General features: G+C 62.9%; 20 protein-coding genes and 1 pseudogene. 9 read left to right on the forward strand and 12 right to left on the reverse strand.

Annotation, left to right across the window (positions count from 1 at the left end):
* Positions 1–121 precede the first annotated feature (121 nt).
* Positions 122–1,948 (reverse strand): translational GTPase TypA, encoded by a 1,827-nt coding sequence (gene typA / locus BCA01S_RS13065; protein WP_020070123.1) that lies wholly within the window; start codon positions 1,946–1,948, stop codon positions 122–124.
* Positions 1,949–2,295: 347 nt separating this feature from the next.
* On the opposite strand from typA, the gene BCA01S_RS13070 reads away from it, so the two are divergent.
* The 4 genes from BCA01S_RS13070 to BCA01S_RS13085 all read left to right on the forward strand — a co-directional run bounded on the left by BCA01S_RS13070 (position 2,296) and on the right by BCA01S_RS13085 (position 7,391).
* On the forward strand, positions 2,296–2,811 hold the full coding sequence (locus tag BCA01S_RS13070) for a MarR family winged helix-turn-helix transcriptional regulator (RefSeq protein ID WP_027777272.1): 516 nt from the start codon (positions 2,296–2,298) through the stop codon (positions 2,809–2,811).
* Positions 2,812–2,860: 49 nt separating this feature from the next.
* Entirely contained in the window at positions 2,861–4,441 is a 1,581-nt protein-coding gene (locus tag BCA01S_RS34835; RefSeq protein WP_042318539.1) for an efflux transporter outer membrane subunit, read from the forward strand.
* 100 nt (positions 4,442–4,541) lie between these two features.
* Positions 4,542–5,798, forward strand: a complete 1,257-nt coding sequence (locus BCA01S_RS13080; protein WP_027777273.1) for an EmrA/EmrK family multidrug efflux transporter periplasmic adaptor subunit — start codon at positions 4,542–4,544, stop codon at positions 5,796–5,798.
* Positions 5,799–5,828: 30 nt separating this feature from the next.
* Positions 5,829–7,391: a DHA2 family efflux MFS transporter permease subunit gene (locus BCA01S_RS13085; protein WP_020070119.1), complete on the forward strand. Its 1,563-nt coding sequence runs from the start codon at positions 5,829–5,831 to the stop codon at positions 7,389–7,391.
* Between the two features lie 150 nt (positions 7,392–7,541).
* Here BCA01S_RS13085 and truB read toward each other — a convergent pair whose 3' ends face one another.
* The 9 genes from truB to BCA01S_RS13130 form a co-directional block, all read right to left on the reverse strand.
* Complete coding sequence (gene truB / locus BCA01S_RS13090; protein ID WP_027777274.1) at positions 7,542–8,477, reverse strand: tRNA pseudouridine(55) synthase TruB; 936 nt, start codon at positions 8,475–8,477, stop codon at positions 7,542–7,544.
* 108 nt (positions 8,478–8,585) lie between these two features.
* On the reverse strand, positions 8,586–8,951 hold the full coding sequence (gene rbfA / locus BCA01S_RS13095; RefSeq protein ID WP_027777275.1) for a 30S ribosome-binding factor RbfA: 366 nt from the start codon (positions 8,949–8,951) through the stop codon (positions 8,586–8,588).
* Between the two features lie 177 nt (positions 8,952–9,128).
* Entirely contained in the window at positions 9,129–12,074 is a 2,946-nt protein-coding gene (gene infB, locus BCA01S_RS13100; RefSeq protein WP_027777276.1) for a translation initiation factor IF-2, read from the reverse strand.
* 94 nt (positions 12,075–12,168) lie between these two features.
* Positions 12,169–13,644, reverse strand: coding sequence for a transcription termination factor NusA (gene nusA, locus BCA01S_RS13105; RefSeq protein WP_020070115.1), 1,476 nt, complete (start codon positions 13,642–13,644; stop codon positions 12,169–12,171).
* Positions 13,641–14,099: a ribosome maturation factor RimP gene (gene rimP, locus BCA01S_RS13110; RefSeq protein WP_007182297.1), complete on the reverse strand. Its 459-nt coding sequence runs from the start codon at positions 14,097–14,099 to the stop codon at positions 13,641–13,643. The genes nusA and rimP overlap by 4 nt, the downstream gene beginning before the upstream one ends.
* A 475-nt stretch (positions 14,100–14,574) precedes the next feature.
* Positions 14,575–16,461: a 23S rRNA pseudouridine(2605) synthase RluB gene (rluB, locus tag BCA01S_RS13115; protein ID WP_027777277.1), complete on the reverse strand. Its 1,887-nt coding sequence runs from the start codon at positions 16,459–16,461 to the stop codon at positions 14,575–14,577.
* 64 nt (positions 16,462–16,525) lie between these two features.
* Complete coding sequence (gene scpB, locus BCA01S_RS13120) at positions 16,526–17,653, reverse strand: SMC-Scp complex subunit ScpB (protein WP_027777278.1); 1,128 nt, start codon at positions 17,651–17,653, stop codon at positions 16,526–16,528.
* A gap of 348 nt (positions 17,654–18,001) precedes the next feature.
* Positions 18,002–19,228, reverse strand: a complete 1,227-nt coding sequence (locus BCA01S_RS13125; protein WP_027777279.1) for a pyridoxal phosphate-dependent aminotransferase — start codon at positions 19,226–19,228, stop codon at positions 18,002–18,004.
* A gap of 250 nt (positions 19,229–19,478) precedes the next feature.
* The gene (locus BCA01S_RS13130) at positions 19,479–20,381 is read right to left on the reverse strand and encodes a LysR family transcriptional regulator (RefSeq protein ID WP_027777280.1); all 903 of its coding nucleotides are present in this window, start codon (positions 20,379–20,381) and stop codon (positions 19,479–19,481) included.
* 408 nt (positions 20,382–20,789) lie between these two features.
* Between BCA01S_RS13130 and BCA01S_RS13135 the strand changes: the two are divergent.
* A pseudogene (locus tag BCA01S_RS13135) lies at positions 20,790–21,185 on the forward strand (transposase); the annotation flags it as partial.
* Positions 21,186–21,755: 570 nt separating this feature from the next.
* Positions 21,756–22,010 (forward strand): hypothetical protein, encoded by a 255-nt coding sequence (locus BCA01S_RS13140; RefSeq protein WP_027777281.1) that lies wholly within the window; start codon positions 21,756–21,758, stop codon positions 22,008–22,010.
* A gap of 376 nt (positions 22,011–22,386) precedes the next feature.
* Here the strand turns inward: BCA01S_RS13140 and BCA01S_RS13145 are convergent, their stop codons facing one another.
* Positions 22,387–22,710 (reverse strand): hypothetical protein, encoded by a 324-nt coding sequence (locus BCA01S_RS13145; protein WP_027777282.1) that lies wholly within the window; start codon positions 22,708–22,710, stop codon positions 22,387–22,389.
* Positions 22,711–23,018: 308 nt separating this feature from the next.
* Between BCA01S_RS13145 and BCA01S_RS13150 the strand changes: the two genes are divergently transcribed.
* The 3 genes from BCA01S_RS13150 (at position 23,019) to BCA01S_RS13160 (ending at position 24,626) form a co-directional block, all read left to right on the forward strand.
* Positions 23,019–23,696, forward strand: a complete 678-nt coding sequence (locus tag BCA01S_RS13150; RefSeq protein ID WP_042318584.1) for a YdcF family protein — start codon at positions 23,019–23,021, stop codon at positions 23,694–23,696.
* A gap of 213 nt (positions 23,697–23,909) precedes the next feature.
* The gene (locus tag BCA01S_RS13155) at positions 23,910–24,149 is read left to right on the forward strand and encodes a hypothetical protein (RefSeq protein ID WP_027777284.1); all 240 of its coding nucleotides are present in this window, start codon (positions 23,910–23,912) and stop codon (positions 24,147–24,149) included.
* 219 nt (positions 24,150–24,368) lie between these two features.
* A complete protein-coding gene (locus BCA01S_RS13160) occupies positions 24,369–24,626 on the forward strand; it encodes a hypothetical protein (protein WP_006052974.1) in 258 nt (85 codons plus the stop codon).
* Between the two features lie 97 nt (positions 24,627–24,723).
* Here the strand turns inward: BCA01S_RS13160 and BCA01S_RS13165 are convergent, their stop codons facing one another.
* Positions 24,724–25,014, reverse strand: a complete 291-nt coding sequence (locus tag BCA01S_RS13165; RefSeq protein WP_027777285.1) for a putative quinol monooxygenase — start codon at positions 25,012–25,014, stop codon at positions 24,724–24,726.
* Positions 25,015–25,244 lie beyond the last annotated feature (230 nt).

Genomic DNA, 25,244 nt, shown 5'->3' on the forward strand with positions numbered 1-25,244 from the left:
CAGCGACGGGCTTCAGCGGCAATTTCAAATAACGCGAATGCGCTCCGGAAATGTAAAAAGCCACCCGAAGGTGGCTTTTTACTAACGACTCAGCCGAAGGCCAGAGGCCGTTGCGCGCTGCTTAATCTACCGCGCCCTTGCGGCTCGCGCTGCGACGCTCGTGCTCTTTCAGGTAGCGCTTACGCAGACGGATGGATTGCGGCGTGACTTCAACCAGTTCGTCGTCGTCGATGAATTCGACCGCGTATTCCAGCGACATCTGGATCGGCGGCACGAGGCGCACTGCTTCGTCGGTACCCGATGAACGGACGTTGGTGAGTTGCTTGCCCTTGATCGGGTTCACGACCAGGTCGTTGTCACGGCTATGAATGCCGATGATCATGCCTTCGTACAGCGGCTCGCCCGGCGACACGAACATACGGCCGCGGTCCTGCAGCTTCCACAGCGCGTAAGCGACTGCCGCGCCGTCGTCCTGCGAAATCAGCACGCCGTTGCGGCGCTCGCCGACCGAGCCTTCCTTGACCGGCTGATACGAGTCGAACGTGTGGCTCATCAGGCCCGTACCGCGCGTGAGCGTGAGGAATTCCGACTGGAAGCCGATCAGGCCGCGCGCCGAAATACGATACTCGAGACGCGTGCGACCACGGCCGTCCGACGCCATGTCGAGCATTTCGCCCTTGCGGCGGCCCAGTTCTTCCATTACGCCGCCCTGATGCGCGTCTTCCATGTCGACGGTCAGGTTCTCGTACGGCTCGTGCTTCACACCGTCGATTTCCTGCATCACCACGCGCGGACGCGACACGGCCAGCTCGTAACCTTCACGGCGCATGTTTTCCACGAGAATGGTCAGGTGCAGTTCGCCGCGGCCCGCCACTTCGAACGTGGTTTCGTCGCCTGTTTCTTTGACGCGCAGCGCGACGTTGTGATTCAGTTCCTTCATCAGGCGGTCACGGATCTGACGGCTCGTGACGAACTTGCCTTCGCGGCCCGCGAGCGGCGACGAGTTGACGAGGAAGTTCATGGTCAGCGTCGGTTCGTCGACGGTGATCATGGGCAGCGCTTCCGGCTGTTCCGGCGAGCAGATGGTCACGCCAATGCCGATTTCCTCGATACCGTTGATCAGCACGATGTCGCCCGCTTCAGCCGACTCGACCTGCACGCGCTCGAGACCCTTGAACGACAGCACCTGGTTGATCTTGCGGTTCAGAATCGCGCCATCAGGACCCGAACGCACGGCGACTGCCATGCCCGGCTTGATGCGACCACGCGTGATACGGCCCACGCCGATGCGGCCGACATACGACGAGTAGTCGAGCGAGGTGATCTGCAGTTGCAGCGGGCCTTCCGGGTCGGCCGCGCGAACCGGCACGTGCTCGAGCACGGCCTCGAACAGCGGGCGCATATCGCCTTCACGCACGTCCGGCGTCAGACCTGCATAGCCGTTCAGGCCCGACGCATAGACGATCGGGAAGTCGAGCTGTTCGTCGGTCGCGCCCAGCTTGTCGAACAGGTCGAACGTCTGGTTGATCACCCAGTCGATGCGCGCGCCCGGACGGTCCACCTTGTTGATCACCACGATCGGCTTCAGGCCGAGCGCCAGTGCCTTCTTGGTCACGAAGCGCGTTTGCGGCATCGGGCCTTCGACGGCGTCCACCAGCAGCAGCACCGAATCGACCATGGACAGCACGCGCTCCACTTCGCCGCCGAAGTCCGCGTGGCCCGGGGTGTCGACGATGTTGATGTGCGTGCCCTCATATTCGACCGCGCAGTTCTTCGAAAGAATCGTGATGCCACGTTCTTTTTCGATGTCGTTCGAGTCCATCACACGCTCGGCAACCTGCTGGTTGTCACGGAACGTGGCGGTCTGGCGGAGGAGCTGGTCGACGAGCGTAGTCTTGCCGTGGTCGACGTGGGCAATGATGGCGATGTTGCGTAGGGCGCGGGTCATAGGAAACCTGGAGACAGTTGAGTGCGCCGCTTGCTCATGCCGCTTCGCTCTTTGTATAAGAGCAATGTGAGGATAAAAACCACGACAAGCCCAATGCGCACTTTTGGGAACCCAACATTATAACACGCACCAATGACGCTTTCTGGTATTCCCTGATAGGGAGCGCTGCGGCGGCGTCTCCTCCATGAGTAAATCTGACGTCCAATCGTCCTTACCCATACGTAAAGACGCGCCGATTCTTGCTTGAGCGCGGACATTTCCTTGCCTAAGCTGTAATAACGCTTGCCGCGTCAATCATCCAACTCTTATAATAGTGCCTAGTCAACCATTGCATTCGCACGAGAATCATGACGGAGCCGTCCTCAACCCCAGCGCCTGAGATCAGCGAATACCAGCTAGGCGAAAGTGTCGGCTATCTGCTGTCGCGCGTGAAATCGACCATGTCGAACCTGGTTACCCAGCGCAGCATGGCGGAGCTTGGTATCACGAGTCAGCAAGGCAGCATCCTGTTCATGGTGGCGAGCGGAAAATGTCTGCTGGCGGCCGAACTCGCGCGCGAATACGGCATTGACGCAAGCGCCGTCACGCGCCTGATCGACCGTCTCGAAAAGCGCGGCCTGCTCACGCGGGTGCGCAGCAACGAAGACCGGCGCGTCGTGCGTCTTGCACTCACGCCGGAAGGGCATGCGATCGCGGCAAAAATGCCGAAGATCTTCAACGGTGTACTGGATGACCTGCTCTCCGGCTTCACCCCGGAAGAAGTGGGCTTTCTGAAGAGCATGCTGCGTCGCGTGCTGCTCAATTCTGGCGAACAAACGGGACTGACCCGTGATGCGGCAAGCAATTACGACAGCAAATCGTAAGAAATTGCTTGCAGCGTCCATCATTACATTCCACTCAAAGAGTCGAGCGATGAAATCCCTTTCCCTGTCCGCGCCCGCGTTTTCGAGCCGGGCCGCTGTCGCCGCCGCGGTGGCAGCGCTCGCCCTCACTGGGTGCGCGAACTACTTCGGTGTCAAAAGCGATAAGCAGATTTCGTCGCCGGCGCAGTATGAGTCCACCCAGAGTCTCGCGGGCCAGAGCGGCCAGTGGCCGTCGCTCGACTGGGCCAACCAGTTCGGCGACCCGCAGTTGCCCAAGCTGATTTCCGAAGCGCTGGAAGGCAACCCGTCTATCGCGCAGGCGCAGGCGCGTCTTGCAAAGGCGTCGTCGTACATCGAAACCTCGCGCTCGGCGCTTTACCCGAAAGTCAACGGCAGCTATTCGTGGACACGCGAACTGTTCTCGAGCAACGCGCTCTATCCGCCTCCGTACGGCGGCACCTGGTATAGCGAGAACAACGTGCTCGCGAGCGCTTCGTGGGATCTCGACCTGTGGGGCAAGAACCGTCAGCGCCTCGGCCAGGCTGTGTCGCAGGAAAAGGCGGCCGAAGCCGACATGCAGCAGGCGCGCGTGACGCTCGCGGCGTCCGTGGCGAGCACCTATAACCAGCTTGCGCAGCTTTACGCGCTGCGCGACATCGCCGCACGGGAGATCGCCAACCGCCAGGATATTGGCCGCATTACGAACGGTCGCGTTGCGGCCGGTCTCGATACGAACGTCGAGCGTCAGACCGCGACGGGCAATATCGCGTCGAGCCAGGCGAGCCTGAGCGATCTGGACGGCCAGATCACCGTGGTGCGTTATCAATTGGGCGCGCTGCTCGGCAAGGGTCCGGATCGTGGCCTGCAAATTGCGCAGCCTGCGCTCGGCGTCGGCAATACAGTCGCGCTGCCGGACAATCTGCCGGCCGATCTGGTCGCGCGCCGCGCCGATATTGTTGCCGCGCGCTGGCAAGTCGAAGCCGCGATGCATGACGTCAAGGAAGCGAAGGCGGAATTCTTTCCGGACGTGAACCTCGCAGCCGGATTCGGCTTCGACGCGTTCGGCTGGGGCCGATTCCTCACAGCCGGCAGCCGCCAGATCCAGTTCGGTCCGGCGATTCACCTGCCGATCTTCGACGCAGGCGCGCTGCGCTCGCAATTGAAGGGCCGTTATGCGGATTTCGAGCTGAACGTGGCGAACTACAACCAGACGCTGATCAATGCGCTGTCGGATGTCGCGACGCAGGTATCGTCGATCCGCTCGATCGACCAGCAAGCGGGCGACGCTCAACGCGCACTCGACGCGTCGACGAAGGCATACGAACTGGCCGTGATCCGCTACAAGGCCGGCCTGTCTCCACAACTGCAGGTGTTGACCGCCGACCAGAACCGCCTTTCCGCCGAACAGACGGTTACCACGCTCAAGATGCGTCGCCGCGACATGCAGATCGGGCTCGTCAAGGCGCTGGGCGGCGGTTTCGACGCGACGCAGACTGGCCTGGTTGTGCCGACTGACGCGCCGGCATCAGCCGCAGCAGCACCGGCCGCCGCATCGGCTTCAGCGGCACCGGTCTCTACGTCGGCGGCGAGCGTGTCATCCGCCCCGGCCGCCACCGCCGCTGCGAATTGACGCGAACTGATCGCGCCGTCACGCAACCGTATCGACCGCAACAGACCACACACGAACATCCGAATAAACGACGACGTTTGAGAGAACCCGGAGCACATCAATGAGCACCCCCCAACAGCCCGCGGCTAACAACCAACCGGCACAGCCGAACAAACCGGCACAACCGGCGAACAGCGGCAAACGCAAGCGCATGATGACGCTGCTCGTCATCGTGATCCTGATCGCCGCGATCGCCTATGGTCTGTACTATTTCCTCGTGGCGCGCTTTCACGAAGACACCGACGACGCATATGTGAACGGCAATGTCGTGCAGATCACGCCGCAAGTCACGGGCACCGTGGTCGCGGTGAATGCCGACGATACGCAAACCGTGAAGGCCGGCGACCCGGTCGTCGTGCTGGATCCGGCCGACGCCCGCGTCGCGCTCGATCAGGCAGAAGCCAATCTTGCGCAGACGGTGCGCCAGGTGCGCGGTCTCTTCGCCGACGACAACCAGTACCAGGCTCAAGTTGCGCAGCGCCAGTCCGACCTCTCGCGCGCTCAGGACGACTTGAAGCGCCGTCTGACGGTTGCGCAAACCGGCGCCGTGTCGCAGGAAGAAATTTCGCACGCACGTGACGCCGTCAAGAGCGCGCAAGCCGCCGTCGAAGCCGCTCAGCAGCAACTGGCATCGAACCGCGCGCTGACCGCCAACACCACGATCGCGAATCACCCGAACGTGCAGGCCTCCGCCGCGAAGGTCCGCGACGCGTATCTGAACAATGCGCGCAATACGCTGCCGGCACCGGTCACCGGCTATGTCGCGAAACGCTCGGTGCAGGTCGGACAGCGCGTCTCGCCGGGCACGCCGCTCATGGCCATCGTGCCGCTCGGCGCCGTCTGGGTCGACGCCAACTTCAAGGAAGTGCAGCTCAAGCACATGCGCATCGGCCAGCCGGTCGAACTGACGGCCGACGTCTACGGTTCGTCGGTCGTCTATCACGGCAAGGTGGTGGGTTTCTCGGCGGGCACGGGTTCGGCTTTCTCGCTGCTGCCCGCGCAGAACGCCACCGGCAACTGGATCAAGGTGGTGCAGCGCCTGCCGGTGCGAATCGCGCTCGATCCGCAGGAACTGGAAAAGCATCCGCTGCGTATCGGCCTGTCGATGCAAGCCGACGTGAGCATCAAGGACGAGAACGGCGGCCAGCTGGGCAACGCACAGAACACCGTCTATCAGACGGACGTGTTTGCTAAATATGGCGACGAAGCCGACGCGGAAATTGCTCGCATCATCGCGGAAAACGCCGGTCCGAATGCAGGCACGCATAAAGCCTCGCAGTCCGGATCCAGCAAGCCCGCAGCTGCAAAACTGATGTAAGCCGCGCGGCGACTCATACAAGGCTTCTGAATGGCTCAGGCTCAGGCGCAAGCCCCTCACCCGCCGCTCGAGGGCGCGCAACTGGTGATCGGCACCATCGCGGTGTCGCTCGCCGTTTTCATGAACGTGCTCGACACGTCGATTGCGAACGTTTCGATTCCGTCCATATCCGGCGACCTTGGCGTGTCGGCCGATCAGGGCACGTGGGTGATCACGTCGTTCGCGGTCGCCAACGCGATTTCCGTGCCGCTCACGGGCTGGCTCACCGACCGCATCGGCCAGGTGCGCCTGTTCATGGCGTCGATCGTGCTGTTCGTGATTTCGTCCTGGATGTGCGGCCTCGCGCCGACTCTGCCCTTCCTGCTCGCCTCGCGCGTGCTGCAAGGCGCGGTGGCCGGCCCGATGATTCCGCTGTCGCAAACGCTGCTGCTCGCGAGTTATCCGCGCGCCAAGGCGCCGATGGCGTTGTCGATGTGGGCGATGACCACGCTGATCGCGCCAGTCGCGGGCCCGATCCTGGGCGGCTGGATTTCGGACAACATCTCGTGGCCCTGGATCTTCTACGTCAATATTCCGGTCGGCGCGATTGCCGCGCTCGCGACTTGGATGATCTTTCGCAACCGCGACTCCGTCGTCAGAAAGGCGCCGATCGACGGTGTCGGTCTCGGCCTGTTGATCGTCTGGGTCGGCTCGTTGCAGGTCATGCTCGACAAGGGCAAGGACCTCGACTGGTTCTCGTCTACGACTATCGTCGTGTTGACGCTGGTCGCAGTGATCGCGCTTGCGTTCTTCATTGTGTGGGAACTGACGGCCGAGCACCCGGTGGTCGACCTGTCGCTCTTCAGCAAACGAAACTTCACGGGCGGCACCATTGCGCTGTCGGTCGGCTATGGGCTCTACTTCGGCAATCTCGTTCTGCTGCCGCTGTGGTTGCAAACCGATATCGGCTACACGGCCACCGAGGCTGGCCTCGTTATGGCGCCGGTTGGTCTCTTCGCCGTGCTGCTGTCGCCGATCACAGGCAAGGTCCTGCCGCGCACCGATCCGCGTTATATCGCGACGTTGTCGTTTCTCGTATTTGCGCTGTGCTTCTGGATGCGCTCGCGTTATACGACTGGCGTGGATACCTACTCGCTGCTACTGCCCACGCTGATTCAAGGCATCGGCATGGCCGGGTTCTTTATTCCGCTGGTTTCGATCACACTGTCCGGTTTGCCGGGTAATCGCATACCGGCGGCATCGGGTTTGTCGAACTTCGTGCGGATTATGTGCGGCGGCATTGGCACGTCGATTTTCCAGACCGCGTGGGACCATCGGACGATCATGCATCACGCGCAATTGACCGAGCGCGCCAACGCCTACAACCCGGTGTTCGACGAGTCGATCCGGCAAATGGGCGCTGCCGGTTTCAGTCAGCCGCAAGCGTATGGGCTATTCAATTCGATGGCCACGCAACAAGCCGCACAACTCGGCGTGAACGACATCTTCTTTATTTCAGCCGGTATCTTCGTGGCGCTCATCGCGCTGATCTGGGTCACGAAGCCGGAGAAGGCCGGCGGCGACGCCGGTGCCGCAGCCGCGGCGGCGCACTGATCTCGCGTTTCATTCCCTGATAGACGAGATGCAAAAAAGGCGGGACCGCTTTATAACAGTCCCGCCTTTTTCATTGCGACGGCGCAATCAGCTAATCTGAATTGCCTGCCGGAACGCGCATCTCACGCGCTTTCAGTTCGTGTGACCGGACTAGTTCGCCGTCGTCACGACCAGGCGTTCAGGCGCGAGCACGCCCTCACCCTGTTTCGCGACGCCCAGCAGACGCCCTTGCGCGGCGTAGACCCTCACGCGCTGCGCATTCGCCGCTTCACCGCTCAGACTCAGCTCGGACAGCTTCAGCCGTTGACCGTGCAAAAAGCGCCGCGTCGCGTCTTCGTCCAGATGCACGGACGGGAACGTCGACAGCAAGGCGTCGACCGGTTGCAACCACGCGTCGCGCTCGCTTTCCGTTGCATCCGATAGCGCGTCGAGCGTCACCGCATGCTCGAGCGTCAGCGCGCCGACACCGGTGCGCCGCAGAGCAACCAGATGAGCCCCACAACCCAACGCCTCGCCGATGTCCTCTGCCAGCGTACGCACATACGTGCCCTTGCTGCAGGTGACGCGGAACGACACATCGGGCAGCGCGCAAGCGAGCAACTCGAGCGAGTGGATCGTCACCTGGCGCCCTTCCCGCTCGACTGTCTGCCCGGCTCGCGCGTATTCGTAGAGCGGCTTGCCGTCGCGCTTGAGCGCCGAGTACATCGGCGGTACCTGAACGATCTCGCCGACAAATGCCGGCAGGGCCGCGAGGACCGCCGCCTCGTCGCACGTCACCGCGCGCGTGTCGACCGGCTCCCCTTCGGCGTCCCCGGTGGTAGTGCGAACGCCGAGGCGCATGGTGGCTTCATAGGTCTTGTCGGCCTCGAGCAGATCTTGCGAAAACTTGGTGGCTTCGCCGAAACACAGCGGCAACAAGCCGGTCGCGAGTGGATCCAGCGTGCCGGTATGTCCGGCCTTTTTAGCCAGATAGAGGCGCTTCGCGCGAATCAGTGCGTCGTTGCTCGACAGGCCGAGCGGCTTGTCGAGCAGCAGCACGCCGTCGAGCGCGCGGCGCGGCACGCGGGGGCGTTGAGGTGCGGTCATGTGGGAAGACGGGGTTCTATGGAATCCAGAACAGCATATTGCGCCTTGACGACCCGAGGCTTGCCGCACGCAGCGTGGCGCGGCTCGGGACGCGTGCGCCGACTGCGCTTAGTCGTCTTTCGCGCGATTGGCGTTCGCCTCGTCAATCAGACGGGACATTTCAACGGCGCGCTCGATCGTCTGGTCGTAATGGAAATGCAGCGTCGGCACCGTGTGAATATGCAGGCGCTTGAACAGCTGATTGTGCAGATGACCCGCCGCATGCGTGAGCGCCGCGAGCGTCTGTTGAGGGTCGCCGGTCAACGTCGTGAAATAGACCTTCGCGTGTGCGTAGTCCGGCGTCAGTTCGACGCTCTGAATCGTGACAATGCCGATGCGCGGATCCTTGACCTCGCGCAGCAGCTCCGACAGATCGCGCTGGATCTGATCGGCGATCTGCACGTTGCGATTGGGTGAAGAACGTTTTTTAGGCATGGTGTTGTGTGATCCGTTTTGGCGGATGCAAAAAATGGTTCGCGGCCGCGAAACTCGAAAAATCGCGGCATTCACGCGGCGCAACGGCCGCGGACAGGCGAAACGGCGGCTCCAAAAAAACAACGGGCGGAGTGGGCGTTGATGCCCGCTCCGCCCCTTGGAACCGTGCCGCGTGACTTACAGCGTACGCGCGACTTCGGTGACCTCGAAGACTTCGAACTGGTCGCCTTCGACGATGTCGTTGAAGTTCTTGATCGACATACCGCACTCGAAGCCTTGGCGGACTTCCTTCACGTCGTCCTTGAAGCGCTTGAGCGAATCGAGCTCGCCCGTGAAGATGACGACGTTGTTGCGCAGCACGCGCACCGACGACGAACGCTTGACGTAGCCGTCCGTGACCATACAGCCGGCCACCGCGCCGATCTTCGGCACCTTGAAGACCTGACGCACTTCGACCGTACCCGTGACGACTTCGCGCTTCTCCGGAGCCAGCATGCCCGACATCGCGGCCTTCACCTCATCCACTGCGTCGTAAATGATGTTGTAGTAGCGAATGTCGACACCGTTGGCTTCCGCCAGCTTGCGAGCCTGCGCGTCCGCACGGGTGTTGAAGCCGATGATGACCGCCTTCGAAGCCGTTGCCAGGTTGACGTCGGACTCGCTGATGCCGCCCACGGCGCCGTGCACGATCTGCACGCGCACTTCGTCGGTGGAAAGCTTGAGCAGCGACTGCACCAACGCTTCCTGCGAACCCTGCACGTCGGCCTTGACGATGAGCGGCATGTACGCCACTTCGCCTTCGCCCATCTGCTCCAGCATGTTCTCGAGCTTCGCGGCCTGCTGCTTGGCCAGCTTGACGTCGCGGAACTTGCCTTGACGGAACAGCGCCACTTCACGCGCCTTGCGGTCGTCCGGCATGACGATGACTTCTTCGCCTGCTTGCGGGACTTCCGACAGACCCTGAATCTCGACCGGGATCGACGGACCAGCGGACTTGGTCGGCTTGCCGGTTTCGTCGAGCATGGCTCGTACACGACCGTAGGCGCTACCTGCGAGCACCACGTCGCCGCGGTTCAACGTACCCGACTGGACGAGGATCGTTGCAACAGGACCCTTACCCTTGTCGAGCTTCGCTTCAATAACCAGACCCTTGGCCGGGGCTTCGACGGGTGCCTTCAGTTCCAGCACTTCGGCCTGAAGCAACACGTTTTCCAGCAGATCGTCGATGCCCGCGCCGGTCTTTGCCGACACCGACACGAACGGCGAATCGCCACCGTATTCTTCCGGCACGACGCCTTCTGCGACGAGTTCCTGCTTGACGCGGTCCGGATTCGCATCCGGCTTGTCGATCTTGTTGATCGCGACGACGAGCGGCACGCCGCCTGCCTTCGCGTGGGCGATTGCTTCCTTCGTTTGCGGCATCACGCCGTCGTCGGCGGCGACCACCAGAATGACGATGTCCGTTGCCTTCGCACCGCGGGCACGCATGGCCGTGAAGGCCTCGTGGCCCGGCGTGTCGAGGAACGTGATCACGCCGCGCGGCGTTTCGACGTGGTAAGCGCCGATGTGCTGCGTAATGCCGCCGGCTTCGCCCGCTGCCACCTTCGCGCGGCGGATGTAGTCGAGCAGCGAGGTCTTGCCGTGGTCGACGTGACCCATGACCGTGACGACCGGCGGACGCGGCAATGCTTCCGCATCCGACACTTCGCCTTCGACCAGCATGGCTTCCGGATCGTCCAGCTTGGCCGCAACCGCGTGATGGCCCAGTTCTTCGACGATGATCATCGCCGTTTCCTGGTCCAGCATCTGGTTGATGGTGACCATCTGGCCGAGCTTCATCATCGACTTGATGACTTCAGATGCCTTCACCGCCATCTTGTGCGCCAGATCGGCCACAGTGATGGTTTCCGGCACGTGCACTTCACGCACGATCGGTTCGGTCGGCGCCTGGAACGTGGTGTTCTGATCCTGATGCTTGCCGCGACCCTTCGGGCCGCCGCGCCAGCCGCGGTCGACGCCGCCGCTCGTGTCGCCGCGCGTCTTGATTCCACGGCGCTTGGCTGCGTCGTCCTGCCAGCCACCCTTGCCGCCCGGCTTCTTCTTGTCGCCAACGGACGGCGTGGTCGTGGCGGCCGGAGCCGCCGCAGCCGGCTTCCGTGCAGCCGGACGCGCCGGAGCTTCGCCAGCCGGACGCGCCGGCTTGTGCAGCGTGCCCTTGGCTTCAGCGGCCTTGGCGGGCTCTGCGGGCTTCGGTGCCGGTTCCGGCGCCTTGACCTGCGCCTTGCGCGGCGTGTTCATCATTTCGCGAATCGCGCGCGCTTCGGCTTCAGCCGCCGCGCGGCGCTTGGCGATCTCTTCCTGCTCGGCGCGCGCTTTTTCCGCAGCTTGACGTGCTGCATCTTCCGCCTTCCTGGCAGCTTCGCGTTGCGCCGCGCGCTCGGCAGCGGCTCGCTCGTCGTCCTGCTCGGTGTCTTTCGCGACGACCGGCTCCGCCGGTTTGGCAGGCGCCGTTTGGACCTTCGCAACTTGCGGTGCCGGCTGCGCCTTCTCGCGAGCTGCCACCTCGGCCGCAGCCGCTGCGCGCTTCTTCGCCGCCTCTTCTTCGGCGCGACGGCGCTCGGCTTCCGCAGCCTGCTCGCGTGCCTGACGCTCGGCCTCTTCGCGTTCGAGCTGCTCCTGACGAGCCTTCAGTTCCTGAGCCTGCTGCTCGAGCAACTCGGCTGCGTGACGCGCTTCCTCTTCACGACGCTGAAGTTCCAGATCGTCGACTTCGGCGGCCTCGGCCACATGATTCGATGCATCTCCGCCATCAGCGGAGGTTTCGTCGCGGCGGACGAAAGTGCGCTTCTTGCGCACCTCGACCTGAATGGTGCGAGCTTTGCCCGTCGCATCGGACTGCTTGATCTCCGACGTATGCCGTTTCGTCAGCGTGATCTTGCGCTTGTCTGCATCAGTCGAGCCGTGAGACTTGCGCAAGTGGTCGAGCAGACGCGCCTTGTCCGTTTCGGACAAGGAGTCGGCTTCGCTCGCTTTTGTGACGCCTGCCGCCTGCAGCTGCTCGAGCAGCACGCCTGCAGGCATTTTCAGTTCCGCGGCAAATTGGGCTACGTTGTTACTCGCCATTCATTCCTCTTAATGCAAGGACCGATTCCTTGCGGTTAGCATCGGGTCATGCGGCCTGACGGCCGCGTTCAATTTAGTGCGCCATGGTCATTTCTCACTGGAACCAATGTTCACGTGCTTTCATGATCAACGCCTTAGCGGCATCCTCTTCCATTCCGGTCATCTCGACCAGTTCATCTACAGCCAGCTCGGCGAGTTCGTCGCGCGTCTGGATCTGATGTTCGGCCAGCTTCGCGAGCAGGTCGGCGTCCATGCCGTCCAGGCTCTTCAGGTCGAGCGCTACATTTTCGACCTTTTCTTCATTCGCGATTGCCATCGTCAACAACGCGTCGCGCGAGCGGTTACGCAGTTCGTGGACGGTGTCTTCGTCGAACGCTTCGATTTCGAGCATTTCGTTGAGCGGCACATAGGCAATCTCTTCGAGGCTCGTGAAGCCTTCGTCGATCAGGATGTCGGCAACTTCCTCGTCGACATCGAGACGCGCCATGAACAGGTCACGCAAAACGCCACGTTCCTGATTCTGCTTTTGTGCAGATTCGTCCGGCGTCATGATGTTGATCTGCCAGCCGGTGAGTTCGCTGGCCAGACGCACGTTCTGGCCGCTGCGGCCGATCGCGACCGCCAGTTCGTTTTCGTCCACGACGACGTCCATCGAATGCTTTTCTTCGTCGACGACGATCGATTGGACGGCTGCCGGCGCGAGCGCGCCGATCACGAACTGAGCGGGATCCTCCGACCATAGCACGATGTCGACGTTTTCGCCACCGAGCTCGTTACGCACGGCCTGCACTCGCGAACCGCGAATACCGACGCAGGTGCCGATCGGATCGATGCGCTTGTCATAAGCGACCACGCCGATCTTCGCGCGCACGCCTGGATCGCGCGCCGCCGCCTTGATTTCGAGAAGGCCCTGTTCGATTTCCGGCACTTCCATCTCGAACAGCTTCATCAGGAATTCGGGCGCAGTACGCGACAGTTCGATCTGCGGACCGCGGGCGGTGCGATCGACCTTGGCAATATAGGCACGCACGCGGTCGCCCACGCGCAGGTTTTCCTTCGGGATCAGCTGGTCACGGCGCAGCAGCGCTTCCACACGGCCGGTTTCAACGATGAAGTTGCCCTTGTCGAGACGCTTCACCGAGCCGGTCATGATGTGCTCGCCGCGCTCGAGGAAGTCGTTCAGGATCTGCTCTCGCTCGGCGTCGCGCACCTTCTGCAGGATCACCTGCTTGGCTGCCTGCGCGCCGATACGGCCGAATTCGATCGACGGCACCGGTTCTTCGATGTATTCGTCGAGCTGGATTTCGGGCTTCTGCTCGCGTGCTTCGAACAGCAGGATTTCCTGATCGGGCTCTTGCAGACCGGCTTCGTCAGGCACCACTTTCCAGCGACGAAACGTTTCGTGCTCGCCGCTTTCACGGTCGATATGGACGCGAATATCCGCGTCTTCGTCGAAGAGTTTCTTGGAGGCCGAAGCGAGGGCCGCTTCGAGCGCGGCAAATACCACGTCTTTATCGACGTTCTTCTCGCGTGCCAGCGCATCCACCAGCATCAACACTTCGCGACTCATTGTTTGCGGCTCCTAAAGTCAACTTTCGGAACGAGGCGTGCTTTGTCCATGTCCGCGAGCGTGAAATCGAGCATCGCGGCGCCTTCCTTCCCTTCAAATTCCAGACCGATGGTCTCGCCTTGCGGAGCATGCAAAATACCCCGGTACGATTTCCGTCCGTCCAATGGCTTTTTCAATGTGATTACCACTTCGCTGCCTGCGAAGCGTTCAAAATCCGCCAGTTTTTTCAGCGGACGGTCGAGCCCCGGCGACGATACTTCGAGCCGCTCATAATCGATATTTTCGACCGTCAGTACGTGCTGGAGCTGACGCGTGACTTTCTCGCAGTCTTCGATCGCGATGCCGGCCGGCTGGTCGATATAAATACACAGCATGCCGCGCCCGGTGCGCTCGAGATCGACGAGCTCGTAGCCGAGTCCCACGACCGTGGTTTCAATCAGTTCCGTCAGTTGCACAGTGCCCTCTTAGATGTTCGCGCAGCGAGCCTGCCGCTTGTTCTGCAAACAACCAATGCGGGCCGCGCGCCTGGCCGGCGCACGTTCGTGCTACCCGAGATGACGAACCACGATGAACCGAGCGGCAAAAAAAAATGGGCTAAACGCCCATCATCTTGTTACCGGTGGTCGCACCTGAGCCGCACATGAAAAGCCGCACGCCCAGCGACTTCGCGATTGTAGCCATTTTTCAGGACAAACGCAAACCGCAGAACGCCGTGCCAAGCGCATTTCCGCCTGATTTCATGGGGATCTCTGGACGATATGGCGACGCCTCGCGACTTTTGCAAGCTGGGGCGGGAGAACCTGCCCCTACTTCCGCCTGCAAGGCCTTCGTGCGTCACGTTTCCAAGCAACGGAAGTCGTGCATCGAGTCATGACGGCGAGCGTTGCGGCTCGTTATAACGCATGCGCAACGCCAGCCGATGCCTGGCGATTACCGCCCGCGCGAACGGCCGCGAGGCGCGCCGCCACCTCGGTTCGCACCGCCCGGGTTAGCGTTGCCGCCACCCGTGCGATTGCCGCCGCCTGAATTCGGGCGATTGCCGACCGGCGCACGATTGCCGCCACCGGGATTCGGGCCGTTGCCGCCAGCGCGCTTGCCGCCGCTTGCCGCCCGATTGCCGCCGCCGGAAGGCGCGCGATTGCCGTCGACGTCACGGCCGCCGCGCGCACCACCGGCACCACCCGCGCCGCCGCCCGCACCGCCGAAGCCACCAGCGCCACGGCCAGCACCGCGATTGCCGTAACCGCCGCCGAAACCCGCGCCCGCGCCGCCGCCAAAGCCGCCGCCCGCTGCACCGCGCCGGCCCTGTCCGCGCGGCTGCTGTTCGAAGCGGCTATGCGACATCAGCACCGGTTCGCGGCTGATGAAGCCCATCGACGTCTGCATCGGATCGGGCTGCTTGCGCTCCGGCGCGGAGCCGCGGCTACCGCGCTCCTCGTTCGGCGCCTTGAGTCCCACCGACGCCATCAGCGCACGCACCTGATTGTCTTCGAGTTCTTCCCAACGGCCGCGCTTCAAGCCCTTCGGCAGCGAAATCGGGCCGTGACGCGTACGGATCAGGCGGCTGACCATCAGGCCCGCAGCTTCGAACATACGACGCACTTCGCGATTACGCCCTTCTGCAAGCGCGACGTGATACCAGTGATTTGTGCCTTCGCCGCCGCCATCCCGGATACGCAGGAAGTTGGCCGGACCGTCTTCGAGTTCGACGCCGTGGAGCAGCTTTTGACGCATGCCTTCGGCCAGCTCGCCGACCACGCGCACCGCATACTCACGCTCGACGCTGTAGCGCGGGTGCATGAAGCGGTTCGCGAGATCGCCCGAAGTGGTCAGCATCAGCAGACCTTCGGTATTGAAGTCGAGGCGGCCGACCGCGAGCCACTTGGCGGTCTTCATGGGCGGCAGCTTGTCGAACACCGACGGCCGGCCTTCCGGGTCGGCGTGGCTCACGATCTCACCGGTCGGCTTGTGATACAGCAGCACGCGCGGCGGCTTGTTCGCGAGCTTGCGCTTGACCGGCTTGCCGTTGATGCGGACCTGATCGGTCGGCATGATGCGCTGGCCGATGTGAGCCGGCTCGCCGTTGACCGACACACGGCCCGCGACGATCAACTCTTCCATATCGCGTCGCGAACCCATGCCGGCTTCGGCCAGTACCTTGTGGAGCTTCGGCGCGTCGTCGTCGGCGGCGAGCACGCGCTTGGGCGCGGCCGGCTTGCCACCGCGCAGCATTGGTGCGCGCACGCCGCCCGTCGTGCTGTTGTCGGCGTCGAACGCCGGCGATGTGACATACGAGAACAAGTCGTCCTGAGTCGCGTCGGCCGCTGCCGTCGGCGCTTCGCCGCCTCGCCGGTTCTGGCGCTGACCGCCTGCACGCGGCTGGCGCTCGCGCTGACCTTCCCGAGCAGCGGTCTCGCGGGAGCCGCCTTCGCGAGGCGCGCCTTCGCGCTGGCCTTCGCGTTTCTGACCGCCTGCATTGCGGCGCGGCCCTTGACCTTTCGCACCCGCCTCTTTACGCGGCATGCGCACCTTCGCCACGACTTCGCCGTCCGGCGGAGCCTCGGCGACGACCGGCGCGGCGTGCCCAGGCGCGCCTTCCGCGGCCTTCGTCTTGGCCCCGGCGCGGCGCCGGGCGATCAGGCTGCGCGGTCCGCGACGCAGGCCGCGGCGCGGACGGTCCTCGCCGTCTGCTTCCGTGGTCTGCGCCGGGCGCTCGCCCTCGCCTGCCGACGCTTGCGTGGTGCGCGTTTCGTCAGCGCGCGCCGACGGCACGGCGCGCTCGGATTCGGACGAATCGGTGTCGTGGGTATGTGTCAAAACAACCTCAAAATGTCAGGTCGCGCGCGCCCATTGCGGGCGCGGCAAAAAAAGTTCGGTTACGTCAGGCGCTGCGCGACTCGGGTTCGTCGTCGGTCAGAAAGCCTGCGTCCTGTGCAGCATCGCGACGATCTTCCTGATCGCCGCGCGCCGCCGTGGTCGAGTTCGGTTCGGCGGCGTGCTCCGTATCGCGGAGTACGCCCGAACCGTGCGCGGGTATTGCCAGATCGGCCTGGGAGACCGGATCTTGATTCACTTCAGACTCTGCGGTGCCCGATAGCGGTGCAACGTTTGCCGCTTCAGCGGGCGTCGGCGTAGCCGCCTCGCCGGGTTTGCCCGGTTCGCCCGCCGCTTCAGGCGCTGCCTTTAATTCGGGTGTGACCTGTTCAACGCTCTCGTGGCTGTCGACGCTCGCGCTTCTCTCAGCCGCTGCTTCCAGCCGTTCAGCGCGCTCCGGCTGCACGCCATCGACATGCTGCGCCTCGTGTGCCTCACCCTTTTCCCCAGCGATTTCCGTTCCTGCCGCCAACTCCGCGCCGCTTGCTGCTTCTGCGCCGGTCGCCTCAGGCTGGTCGAGCGCGATGCGCTCGCTCGCTTCGTTCGACGCCGGTGTCTCCGCAGATTCGACGTCGGAAAACTCGATTGCGTGCTGGCCCAGCAGATCCGCATTCAGTTGCGCCGACGGGTCGGCGAGCGGTGGCAATTCGTCTAGCGCCCGCAGACCGAGGTCGTCGAGAAACTGGCGCGTCGTCGCGTACAGCGCGGGACGCCCCGGTACGTCGCGATGCCCGATTACCTCGATCCAGCCGCGGTCTTCGAGCTGCTTCACGACCTGCGTGTTCACCGTAACGCCGCGAATCTCTTCGATGTCGCCGCGCGTAACCGGTTGCCTATACGCAATGATCGCGAGCGTTTCGAGCACCGCGCGCGAGTATTTCGGCGGTTTCTCGGGATGCAAACGATCCAGATACGAACGCATCGCGGGCCTGCTTTGAAACCGCCAGCCCGACGCCAGCCCGACCAACTCCACACCGCGCCCCGACCAATCCTGTTTCAGGTCTTCGAGCAAAGTCCTAACGGTGTCTGCCGACACGCCGTCGGCAAAGAGCTTGCGCAAATCGCCGAGTTTTAACGGCTCCTGCGCGCAGATCAAGGCTGTCTCGAGGACGATCTTCGCCTCTTGGGTATTCATGCAGCTAGGTCAGACCCTGTGGTCAAAGAACCGGATCAAACAGACGATGTGGAACTGAAGACGCGCTCGCCCGATTCTGATCGGTCATATTGATGGGAGCACGCACCGGGGGGAGGCGAAACAGACTATCGAGCCAAACCCAGCCGGACGGAGCAGCGATATTCCGGACAGGAATCGCGTGACTGAGCGCCATATTACGCAAAAACAATCGGTGCGTAAAGCCGAACCCAAGGACAAAATGCCGGCCGCATCGACGCGTAAGACTTGAGCCGACGCCTGCCCGCGCCACGCGCGTGCATTTGCCGGAGTGCGCCTGTCGTCGAGGTTCTTCCGCGCGCCACGCGCAGACTACGACGTTCGATGCAATGCCAGAAACCGCTTCAGTCGCTCGACGCCGGCGTCGAGCCGCGCCACGTCGCACGCGTAGCACCAGCGCAGGAACCCCTCGCCCTGCGGACCGAATGCGCTGCCCGGCGCGAGCCCCAAGCCCACTTCCCGCACCATGGCTTTGCAGAGTTCCAGGCTGCGCGAGGCGCCCGTCATCGAGAAAAAGAGATACATGGCGCCGGCGGGCGCCTTGACGTCGATGCCGGGCACGGACGACAACTTCCGCACCAGATGATCTCGCGACGCCTTCAATTCGCGCACCAGTTCCTGCGTGAAGCGCTCGCCCTGCTGGACTGCAGCGATCCCCGCCTGCTGCACGAAGGCCGGCGCGCACGACGTGTTGTACTCCACCAGCTTGCCCAGATCGTCCATCAGGCCCACGGGCGCGACGATCCAGCCGAGCCGCCAGCCGGTCATCAGCCACGCCTTCGAAAACGAGTTCACACAGATCACGCGCTCGTCGCGCGTGGCGAGATCGAGAAACGACGGTGCGGTGCAAGCGCCCGCTGCCCTTTCGCCGTCGTCGGAATGGTCCGGATAATAGAGGCGCTCGTAGACTTCGTCTGCGACGATCCAGATACCGTGCTGTCGGCAATGTGCGAGCACCACCTGCTGCTGCTCGCGGGTCATCACCCAGCCGGTCGGGTTGTTCGGCGAGTTGACGAGCAGCATGCGGGTGTCGGGCGTAAGCGCTGCCAGCAATTGCTCCACGTCGAGCTGCCAGCCATGTTCGCCGTAGTCGAGTGAGACTGTTTCCACATGCGCGCCCAGAATTTTCGGAATCTCGACGAGATTCGGCCACAGCGGCGTGACAGCAACCACCCGGTCGCCCGCGCCCACCACCAGTTGCGCCGCAAGCATCAGCGCGTTCACACCCGCGCTCGTCACGGCGATATGGTCCGGCGTCGTCTTGCCGTGAAGTTCGCTCACGTAGTCCGCGAGCGCCGAGCGCAGCGGCGCGATGCCGAGGTTGTGCGTGTAGAACGTCGCGCCCGCGGACAGCGCGGCGCTCGCGGCGTCGCGGATGAAGGCCGGTGTCACGCGGTCGGATTCTCCGAACCAGAAAGGCAGCACGTCGGCGACGCCAAAGCCGGCGTTGGCCACTTCGCGGATCTGCGAGGGACGCAGCGCGCGCACCGCATCGCGCGCGTTAGGGACGGATCGCACGGAGAATTCCGATTCGCTCATCGAGGCTTCCAGGTGATGTCGAGATAGAAAAATGGCTAAGCAAAGAGCTAAGCGTCAACGGGAATGTCAGCTAGAGCGCTCCGGGCGGGCAAAACCGGCAGCGAGCGCAGACGGCAGTTTAGCCTGGCGTCCAGCGTTCAAACGCCGAGCCACGCACACGTCGCGGGCACCAAGCCGCGCAGACGATGGTCAAGAGCATCCGACATTCGTGCCGCCGCAAGCCCCGAAAGGGTGCTGTCCGTTGATCGGATCAGGTCAGATCCTCGGCCCGCGCCGGCAATTCGCGGATCAAATCCCATACTGCCTCAGCTGCGGGCGACAGCGAGCGATCGCGACGCCGCACCAGTTCGACCGTGCGCTCAGCCCGCGGCACCAAGGGCCGCGCGGCCAGTGCGGCGCCCGCCGGCAACGGCAACGCGAGCCACGGCAGTACGCTCACGCCAATGCCTGCCTCGACGAGCCCAAAAACCGTCGCGGAATGCCCCAGTTCCTGCACCACGTTGGCGTTCACACCGTACTCGTGCATGACGGCGTCGATGATCGGCCGGCTACCGGACGCGTAATCGAGCATGACGAGCGGCTGCCCCTCGAGCTCGGCCCAGCCTATTTCCTTCTGCCGCGCGAGCGGATGATCGTCGCGACACACGAGGCAGAAAGAGTCGGTCATGAGCGATTCGCTCAACAGATCGTCGGCGGCAAACGGGCCGATGACCATGCCGAAATCCACCTCACCGGATTTGACCTTGCGCACGACATCGCTTTGCACGTCGTCACGCAAGCCGAGCGCAATGTGCGGAAAGCGCTCGCCACACGACGCCAGCACGCCAGGCATCAGCCGGCACGCGACAGTCGGACTTGCGGCTACAACGACGCGCCCACGACGCTGCTCGCCGATTTCACGAATTTCGCGCAATGCGTCGTCCAGGTCGATCAGAAGGCGTGACACGCTCGCGACCAGATTGCCGCCCACGTCGGTGAGCTGTACCTCGCGCGTCGTCCGGTCGATCAGTTTCAGGCCGATTTCCCCTTCCAGTTCCCGCACACAACGGCTCACCGCCGATTGCGTCAAGCCGATCTCATCGCCCGCGCGACTAAAGCTCTGCAGGCGCGCGACCTCGATGAAAACCCTTAGCTGGCGCAGCGTGACATTCATTTGGACGGCTCATTAATGGCATTGTTTGATGCGCATTGTACCCGTCCGTGGCCGTCCAGCACTGCATTTCACGACGCCGCTGCAATGCAGCAATAAGGCGCAAACGCACGCGCCGCGGGCCTAGCTGCACAAGATTGGTGATTGTCCCGATTTGCGAGATGGGTTTTTTGGATTCTCATACGGCCCTAGCTAGCGCCCGCGCTGGCCCGCTGTCACGGGGCTTTCAGGCGGTTGGACTCAACTTGGCACACATCCTGCATTTACATGCTCACAGGGTCGGCGCCATGACTTCTGACTGCATAGCAGACCGTGGCAAACCCGACCCCCTTGGCACTCGCCTATCGAGTGCGTGGAGAGTGCGCGGCGCGGGGCAGCGCACCGGAGTTAGCTTCGCTGAGGTGAAACATGATGCTGTTCGACGATTTGAGAGACAACGAGTGGGCGCTGGTCGAGGCGTTGTTCTGTGCGGAGCCTGCACGGAGCGAGCGTCGCGGTCGACCGCGCGTCGAAGCGCGCGCCGTCGTCAACGCCGTGCTGTGGGTGCTGTCGACAGGCGAAGGCTGGTCCAAACTGCCGGGCCGCTATCCGTCGCCGCCGACCTGCCGCCGCCGTTTCGACGAGTGGCAAGCCGATGGTACGCTCGCCGAAATAGTTAAGCGACTGGGCACGAGCGGACGCGAAATCTCGCTGCGCGGACGCATTGGCGCGACCGCGGCCAAGCCGCCGGCACCGCCGAGCCGTGACCGTCTGCGCGGCGCATTCTGGACCAATCCGGAATCGTGGCGCGCGCCGGTCAAGATGGCTTAAGCGAAATCGTCTGTCTCCGGGCGCCTGCGGGCGCCCGAAGCATATCTGGAACCGCCCGGCGACTGCCCGGCGGGTTTCTTCGACGCACTCGGTTCGGCGGCTTCATTCACGACGTTAGCGCTTCGGACCCTTTGCGTTCCGGGAGCTTCGTTGCGAGGACTTCGGTTCCGACGGCTTCGTTATCGGCAGGCTGACTGCCGGCGACGCATACCAGTCGACCTATCTGAGCCGGCCTATTCTCAAGGCTTCACTTTTCACTTCCTACCGGCTCGTTTCGGCTCCGCGTTTCAGCGACTTCTTCCGTCGACCGTTTTCGCACGGCCCTCTTCAAGGCAACTGCGACAGGCTCGCATCTCTGCACCAAACACCAACACCGCAAGCCAGGCTTCCACTGCCGTTGCAATCAGCTGCGCCTTTGCCTGCGCCTGCCTCAGACGTCTGAAGCAACCCGAGAGTTGCGGATGAAACATCCATTTACCATTACTTACAGCGTGCTTTCGTCTGCGGACATACCTTATGAGTATGCAAACAGGCCTGGTATGCACGGGGCTTGGACGGGAGCTCAGCATGAAACCAATGTCACTGCTTTTGTGCGGCATTGTGCTTTCATCAATGGCCGCATCGACGCTCGCGCAAGAACGCCCGCAAGGTTGGAATTGGCGCCCTGATCGGACGGCTTCAATGGAAGCATGGCAGCAAAGCGCTGCGCGTAGCCGCGAGTTCACGCCGCCCACGCCGCGGGGCGACTTGCGCGGCGATATCGCGAGCAACGTGCGCGCGCGGCCTGAAGCGCCGCACGGTGAGCCGTCGCGCCGCCGTTAGCTCGTGGCGTGGCGGCGCCCCAGCGTGAGAGCAAGCGAAAGCGCCGCGAATGCACAGCGAATATGGGGAACCACGGCTCGCGTCACCGGTCTGACTTAACGCCATTAGCACAGCGTGGCAGCAGTAATTCCGGTACGCCCGTATCTTCGTGATACGGGCTTTTTTTTGCTCGCGCCGAATCTGCGCTTGCAAGCTCGGAGTGGTTAAGGATTCAAGGAAGACACGACAGGTCTCCGTCCGCGTGGCGCGGCCGGAAACCCGAAGCATATGAGGCCCGACTGGAACGTGTGGCCGCGCAGGCCAGCAAGCCATTCGGCCATGAGGGACGTTCTGGCCATGAAGGATCGTCGAGGCCCGCTCCAGCTGTGCTGAACAGCTACGTGCGAGCTTCGAGCGGCATCGGTGAACGGCTCTCTACTGCAGCAAGAACATAGTCGTTCATGCGCTGCGCGGTCCAGGTGAGAAGGCCCTCGTCGTGTGAGAGCCGGGCGAATTCTGCGCGGCCTCGCTCTGTGAGGACGGCAATGTCGACAGGGGCATGGAAGCCCGGCGCCGGCGCGACAGTGCGCTGCCGAACTGTGTCCATGAGACCTAGCGCGCGAAGATATTGGAAGACGCCGGGCCGTCTGGCCCATGGCACCTGGCGATATTGCGCTCGCCGCAGCGCTTCGAGTACCGCTTCGTTGGAATACGTGGTCATCTCACTTCTTTCTTAAAGTGCAGCTATGACACATCTATGCCAACACGTCACCGCGCCACCAGTGACGCGCCTGGCACCCGCCCGTGGCTGGAAGCTGACCGCAAGTGCTACGGCCGAATTCCGCCAGGTGCTGCCTTGGTCTTGATTCGGAACCCCCGTCAGAACGGCATGTTAGCGTTCTACCTACGAGCCGACGATGCAACCGCTGCGGCGCGATAGCAGGCTCGAAGATTTAATCCCGAAAGACATACGTTACCCCATCTAAATTGATTCTATTCACTTTATTGGCGCTTTTTTTTGCAGCAATCGTGATATGGAAGCGCGCTCGACGCCCTCTCGCCTTTTGCACCATTGCCTTCTTCTGGCTGGTTTCGGCCGGATGGCTCACGGCACCCTTGCTGCGCCTCGCCCAGCCGCAGGCGCAAACCAGCACGCCCGCACAGTTCGCCCCGCGCACCGCGATTATCCTGCTGGGCGGAGGCACCGTGTACAACCGCGACAAGGTGCTCGTGCCGCCGCGCGACGTGATGACGCGCATTGACGTCAGCGCGAAGAACTACGCGGCGTGCAAGCGCGCCGCAAGCGTCTGCAGCGTGATTGTCAGCGGCGGCAATCCGCAGCGGCATCCCGCGACGGAAGCCGACACCTACCTGCCGTACCTGCTACGGGAACAGGTGCCGCGCGCGGACATCGTGCTGGAAAACCGTAGCCGGACGACCTACGAAAACGCGCGCAACGTATCCGCTATTGTCGGCCAGTCACGTTACGATTCCTTGATACTCGTCACTTCGGCGTACCACATGCCGCGCGCGATGCTCGACTTCCAGCATTTCGGCCTCTTTCCACAGCCGCTGATCTCCAGCTCGCGCCGCGCCCATCTCGGCCTGCTGCCGCGCTACTCCAACCTGGTGAACGCGGAGATCGCGCTGCACGAGCTTATCGGCATCGCGCAGTATCACGTGTACAGCGCCATTGGTCTTTTCTGACGCGAAGTGCCACCCGCCGATCTGCCTCGCGATGAAAGCCACCATGAAGCGTCGAGCGCGCAACTAAGCGCTACGCGTCAAGTAACAAGATGTAAGCCCGCGCGTTCGCGGTTACAAAGCATCCCGCTGGAGCGCATATTGCTGACTAGAATGAACTGTCCTTCCCATGGACAGACACGTACCTGGGTCCACAACCACTCTGCGGAGGTAGCAATGAAGAAAGTGTCCCTCGCGATCCTGATTTCCCTCGGTGCCGTAACCGGCGCGGCTTACGCGCAGGAAAGCGGCGTGACCATGAGCACCGACCCGGCACGGGCAGCCGACGTCGAGCAGCGCGCGCAGGAATTGCAAAATCGCCAGCAAGCCATGGAAAGCGCGCCTGCACCCATGAAGCATCACAAGAGCTCGCCGCATCACAAGAAAAGCGCGAAAGCCGACGCGTCGAGTTCGTAAGCGGTCGCCAGCTCGCCGGTAGCCGGCGCTTTCTGGTGCACTGGGTGAGCGCACCTGCAGCCTCGCTGCGAAGGTGAAAAGCCGAAGCCGGCACCGCCGGTTTCGGCTTTTTTATGGTCTGATGCACCGGCCGGCGCGCGATGCCCGGTATGCTAAAGTCGCGCACCGACCGGCGCCCTGCCGGAATTCAACCGTGCGCACCCTGGTGCGGAGGACAGCATGAGCAACATCCAGCTTGATATCGAATGGACCGAAGCAGCATCCCGCAAAATTGAAAAACTGATGCCGCGCGGCGGTCAGGAAGCGTTCCTTGCGCTGCCTCCCGTCGAATGCCTGCCGATGGAAGGCGACGTGCTGTTTCTCGGGCCGGACGGCAAGCAGCAGCCGTTTATCGTCGCCGAGCGCCAATATCATCACGATGGCGAAGCGGACTGGACCATCATCCTGATTCTCGACGTGCCGCAAGCCACGCATTAACGTCGACGGCGAGCGTCGCTCGGGCCTGCAGCGGCCCGGCAATCACTCGTCGCACGAACGTGTCGCGGCCCTGACGCTCTGCAGGTGCGCGGAAGACTTACAGAATCTTCGTCACAACGCGAATTTCCGCGTGTTCCACCCAGTCCGCCACTGCCGCCTTGTAGGCCGTGATGTGTGCGGACCTGGCGTGCGCGGCCAGCGCCTCCTGGCTTTCCCAACGCTCGAAAAACACGAACCGGCGCGGCTCCTGAACGTCGCGATGCAAGTCGTACTGAAGCGCGCCCTGCTCTTTGCGCGTCGGTCCGACAATACCTTCGAGCGCCTCGCGCAACTGCTCTTCATAGCCAGGTTTCGCCACTGAAATTGCGACCACCGCGATTTCCGACATCCTTTCTCTCCATCTCACGAAAAGCAGCAGCATACTCGCCGCTCGCCGGTGCTGCAGTCGACCCCACAACGCGCACAGCGTGCAATCCAGGAACAGCCGCGCCCGGGATAGGTTCAGTATGCAATAAGCATCAGGAACTGAAGTTTGGCGGGCATACACGGCCCGCCCTGCTACCCTCCGCTCATGCAAGCTTACGAATGCCGGATGGCGATCGGTCCGGATTGACGCAA

This window comes from Paraburkholderia caledonica NBRC 102488, assembly GCF_000685095.1.
GTDB lineage: Bacteria > Pseudomonadota > Gammaproteobacteria > Burkholderiales > Burkholderiaceae > Paraburkholderia > Paraburkholderia caledonica.

Excerpts from the sequence above, each read along its gene's own strand:
- typA (WP_020070123.1), bottom strand. The coding sequence starts at position 1,948 with ATGACCCGCGCCCTACGCAACATCGCCATCATTGCCCACGTCGACCAC.
- BCA01S_RS13070 (WP_027777272.1), top strand. The coding sequence starts at position 2,296 with ATGACGGAGCCGTCCTCAACCCCAGCGCCTGAGATCAGCGAATACCAG.
- BCA01S_RS34835 (WP_042318539.1), top strand. The coding sequence starts at position 2,861 with ATGAAATCCCTTTCCCTGTCCGCGCCCGCGTTTTCGAGCCGGGCCGCT.
- BCA01S_RS13080 (WP_027777273.1), top strand. The coding sequence starts at position 4,542 with ATGAGCACCCCCCAACAGCCCGCGGCTAACAACCAACCGGCACAGCCG.
- BCA01S_RS13085 (WP_020070119.1), top strand. The coding sequence starts at position 5,829 with ATGGCTCAGGCTCAGGCGCAAGCCCCTCACCCGCCGCTCGAGGGCGCG.
- truB (WP_027777274.1), bottom strand. The coding sequence starts at position 8,477 with ATGACCGCACCTCAACGCCCCCGCGTGCCGCGCCGCGCGCTCGACGGC.
- rbfA (WP_027777275.1), bottom strand. The coding sequence starts at position 8,951 with ATGCCTAAAAAACGTTCTTCACCCAATCGCAACGTGCAGATCGCCGAT.
- infB (WP_027777276.1), bottom strand. The coding sequence starts at position 12,074 with ATGGCGAGTAACAACGTAGCCCAATTTGCCGCGGAACTGAAAATGCCT.
- nusA (WP_020070115.1), bottom strand. The coding sequence starts at position 13,644 with ATGAGTCGCGAAGTGTTGATGCTGGTGGATGCGCTGGCACGCGAGAAG.
- scpB (WP_027777278.1), bottom strand. The coding sequence starts at position 17,653 with ATGAATACCCAAGAGGCGAAGATCGTCCTCGAGACAGCCTTGATCTGC.
- BCA01S_RS13125 (WP_027777279.1), bottom strand. The coding sequence starts at position 19,228 with ATGAGCGAATCGGAATTCTCCGTGCGATCCGTCCCTAACGCGCGCGAT.
- BCA01S_RS13130 (WP_027777280.1), bottom strand. The coding sequence starts at position 20,381 with ATGAATGTCACGCTGCGCCAGCTAAGGGTTTTCATCGAGGTCGCGCGC.
- BCA01S_RS13140 (WP_027777281.1), top strand. The coding sequence starts at position 21,756 with ATGAAACCAATGTCACTGCTTTTGTGCGGCATTGTGCTTTCATCAATG.
- BCA01S_RS13145 (WP_027777282.1), bottom strand. The coding sequence starts at position 22,710 with ATGACCACGTATTCCAACGAAGCGGTACTCGAAGCGCTGCGGCGAGCG.
- BCA01S_RS13155 (WP_027777284.1), top strand. The coding sequence starts at position 23,910 with ATGAAGAAAGTGTCCCTCGCGATCCTGATTTCCCTCGGTGCCGTAACC.
- BCA01S_RS13160 (WP_006052974.1), top strand. The coding sequence starts at position 24,369 with ATGAGCAACATCCAGCTTGATATCGAATGGACCGAAGCAGCATCCCGC.
- BCA01S_RS13165 (WP_027777285.1), bottom strand. The coding sequence starts at position 25,014 with ATGTCGGAAATCGCGGTGGTCGCAATTTCAGTGGCGAAACCTGGCTAT.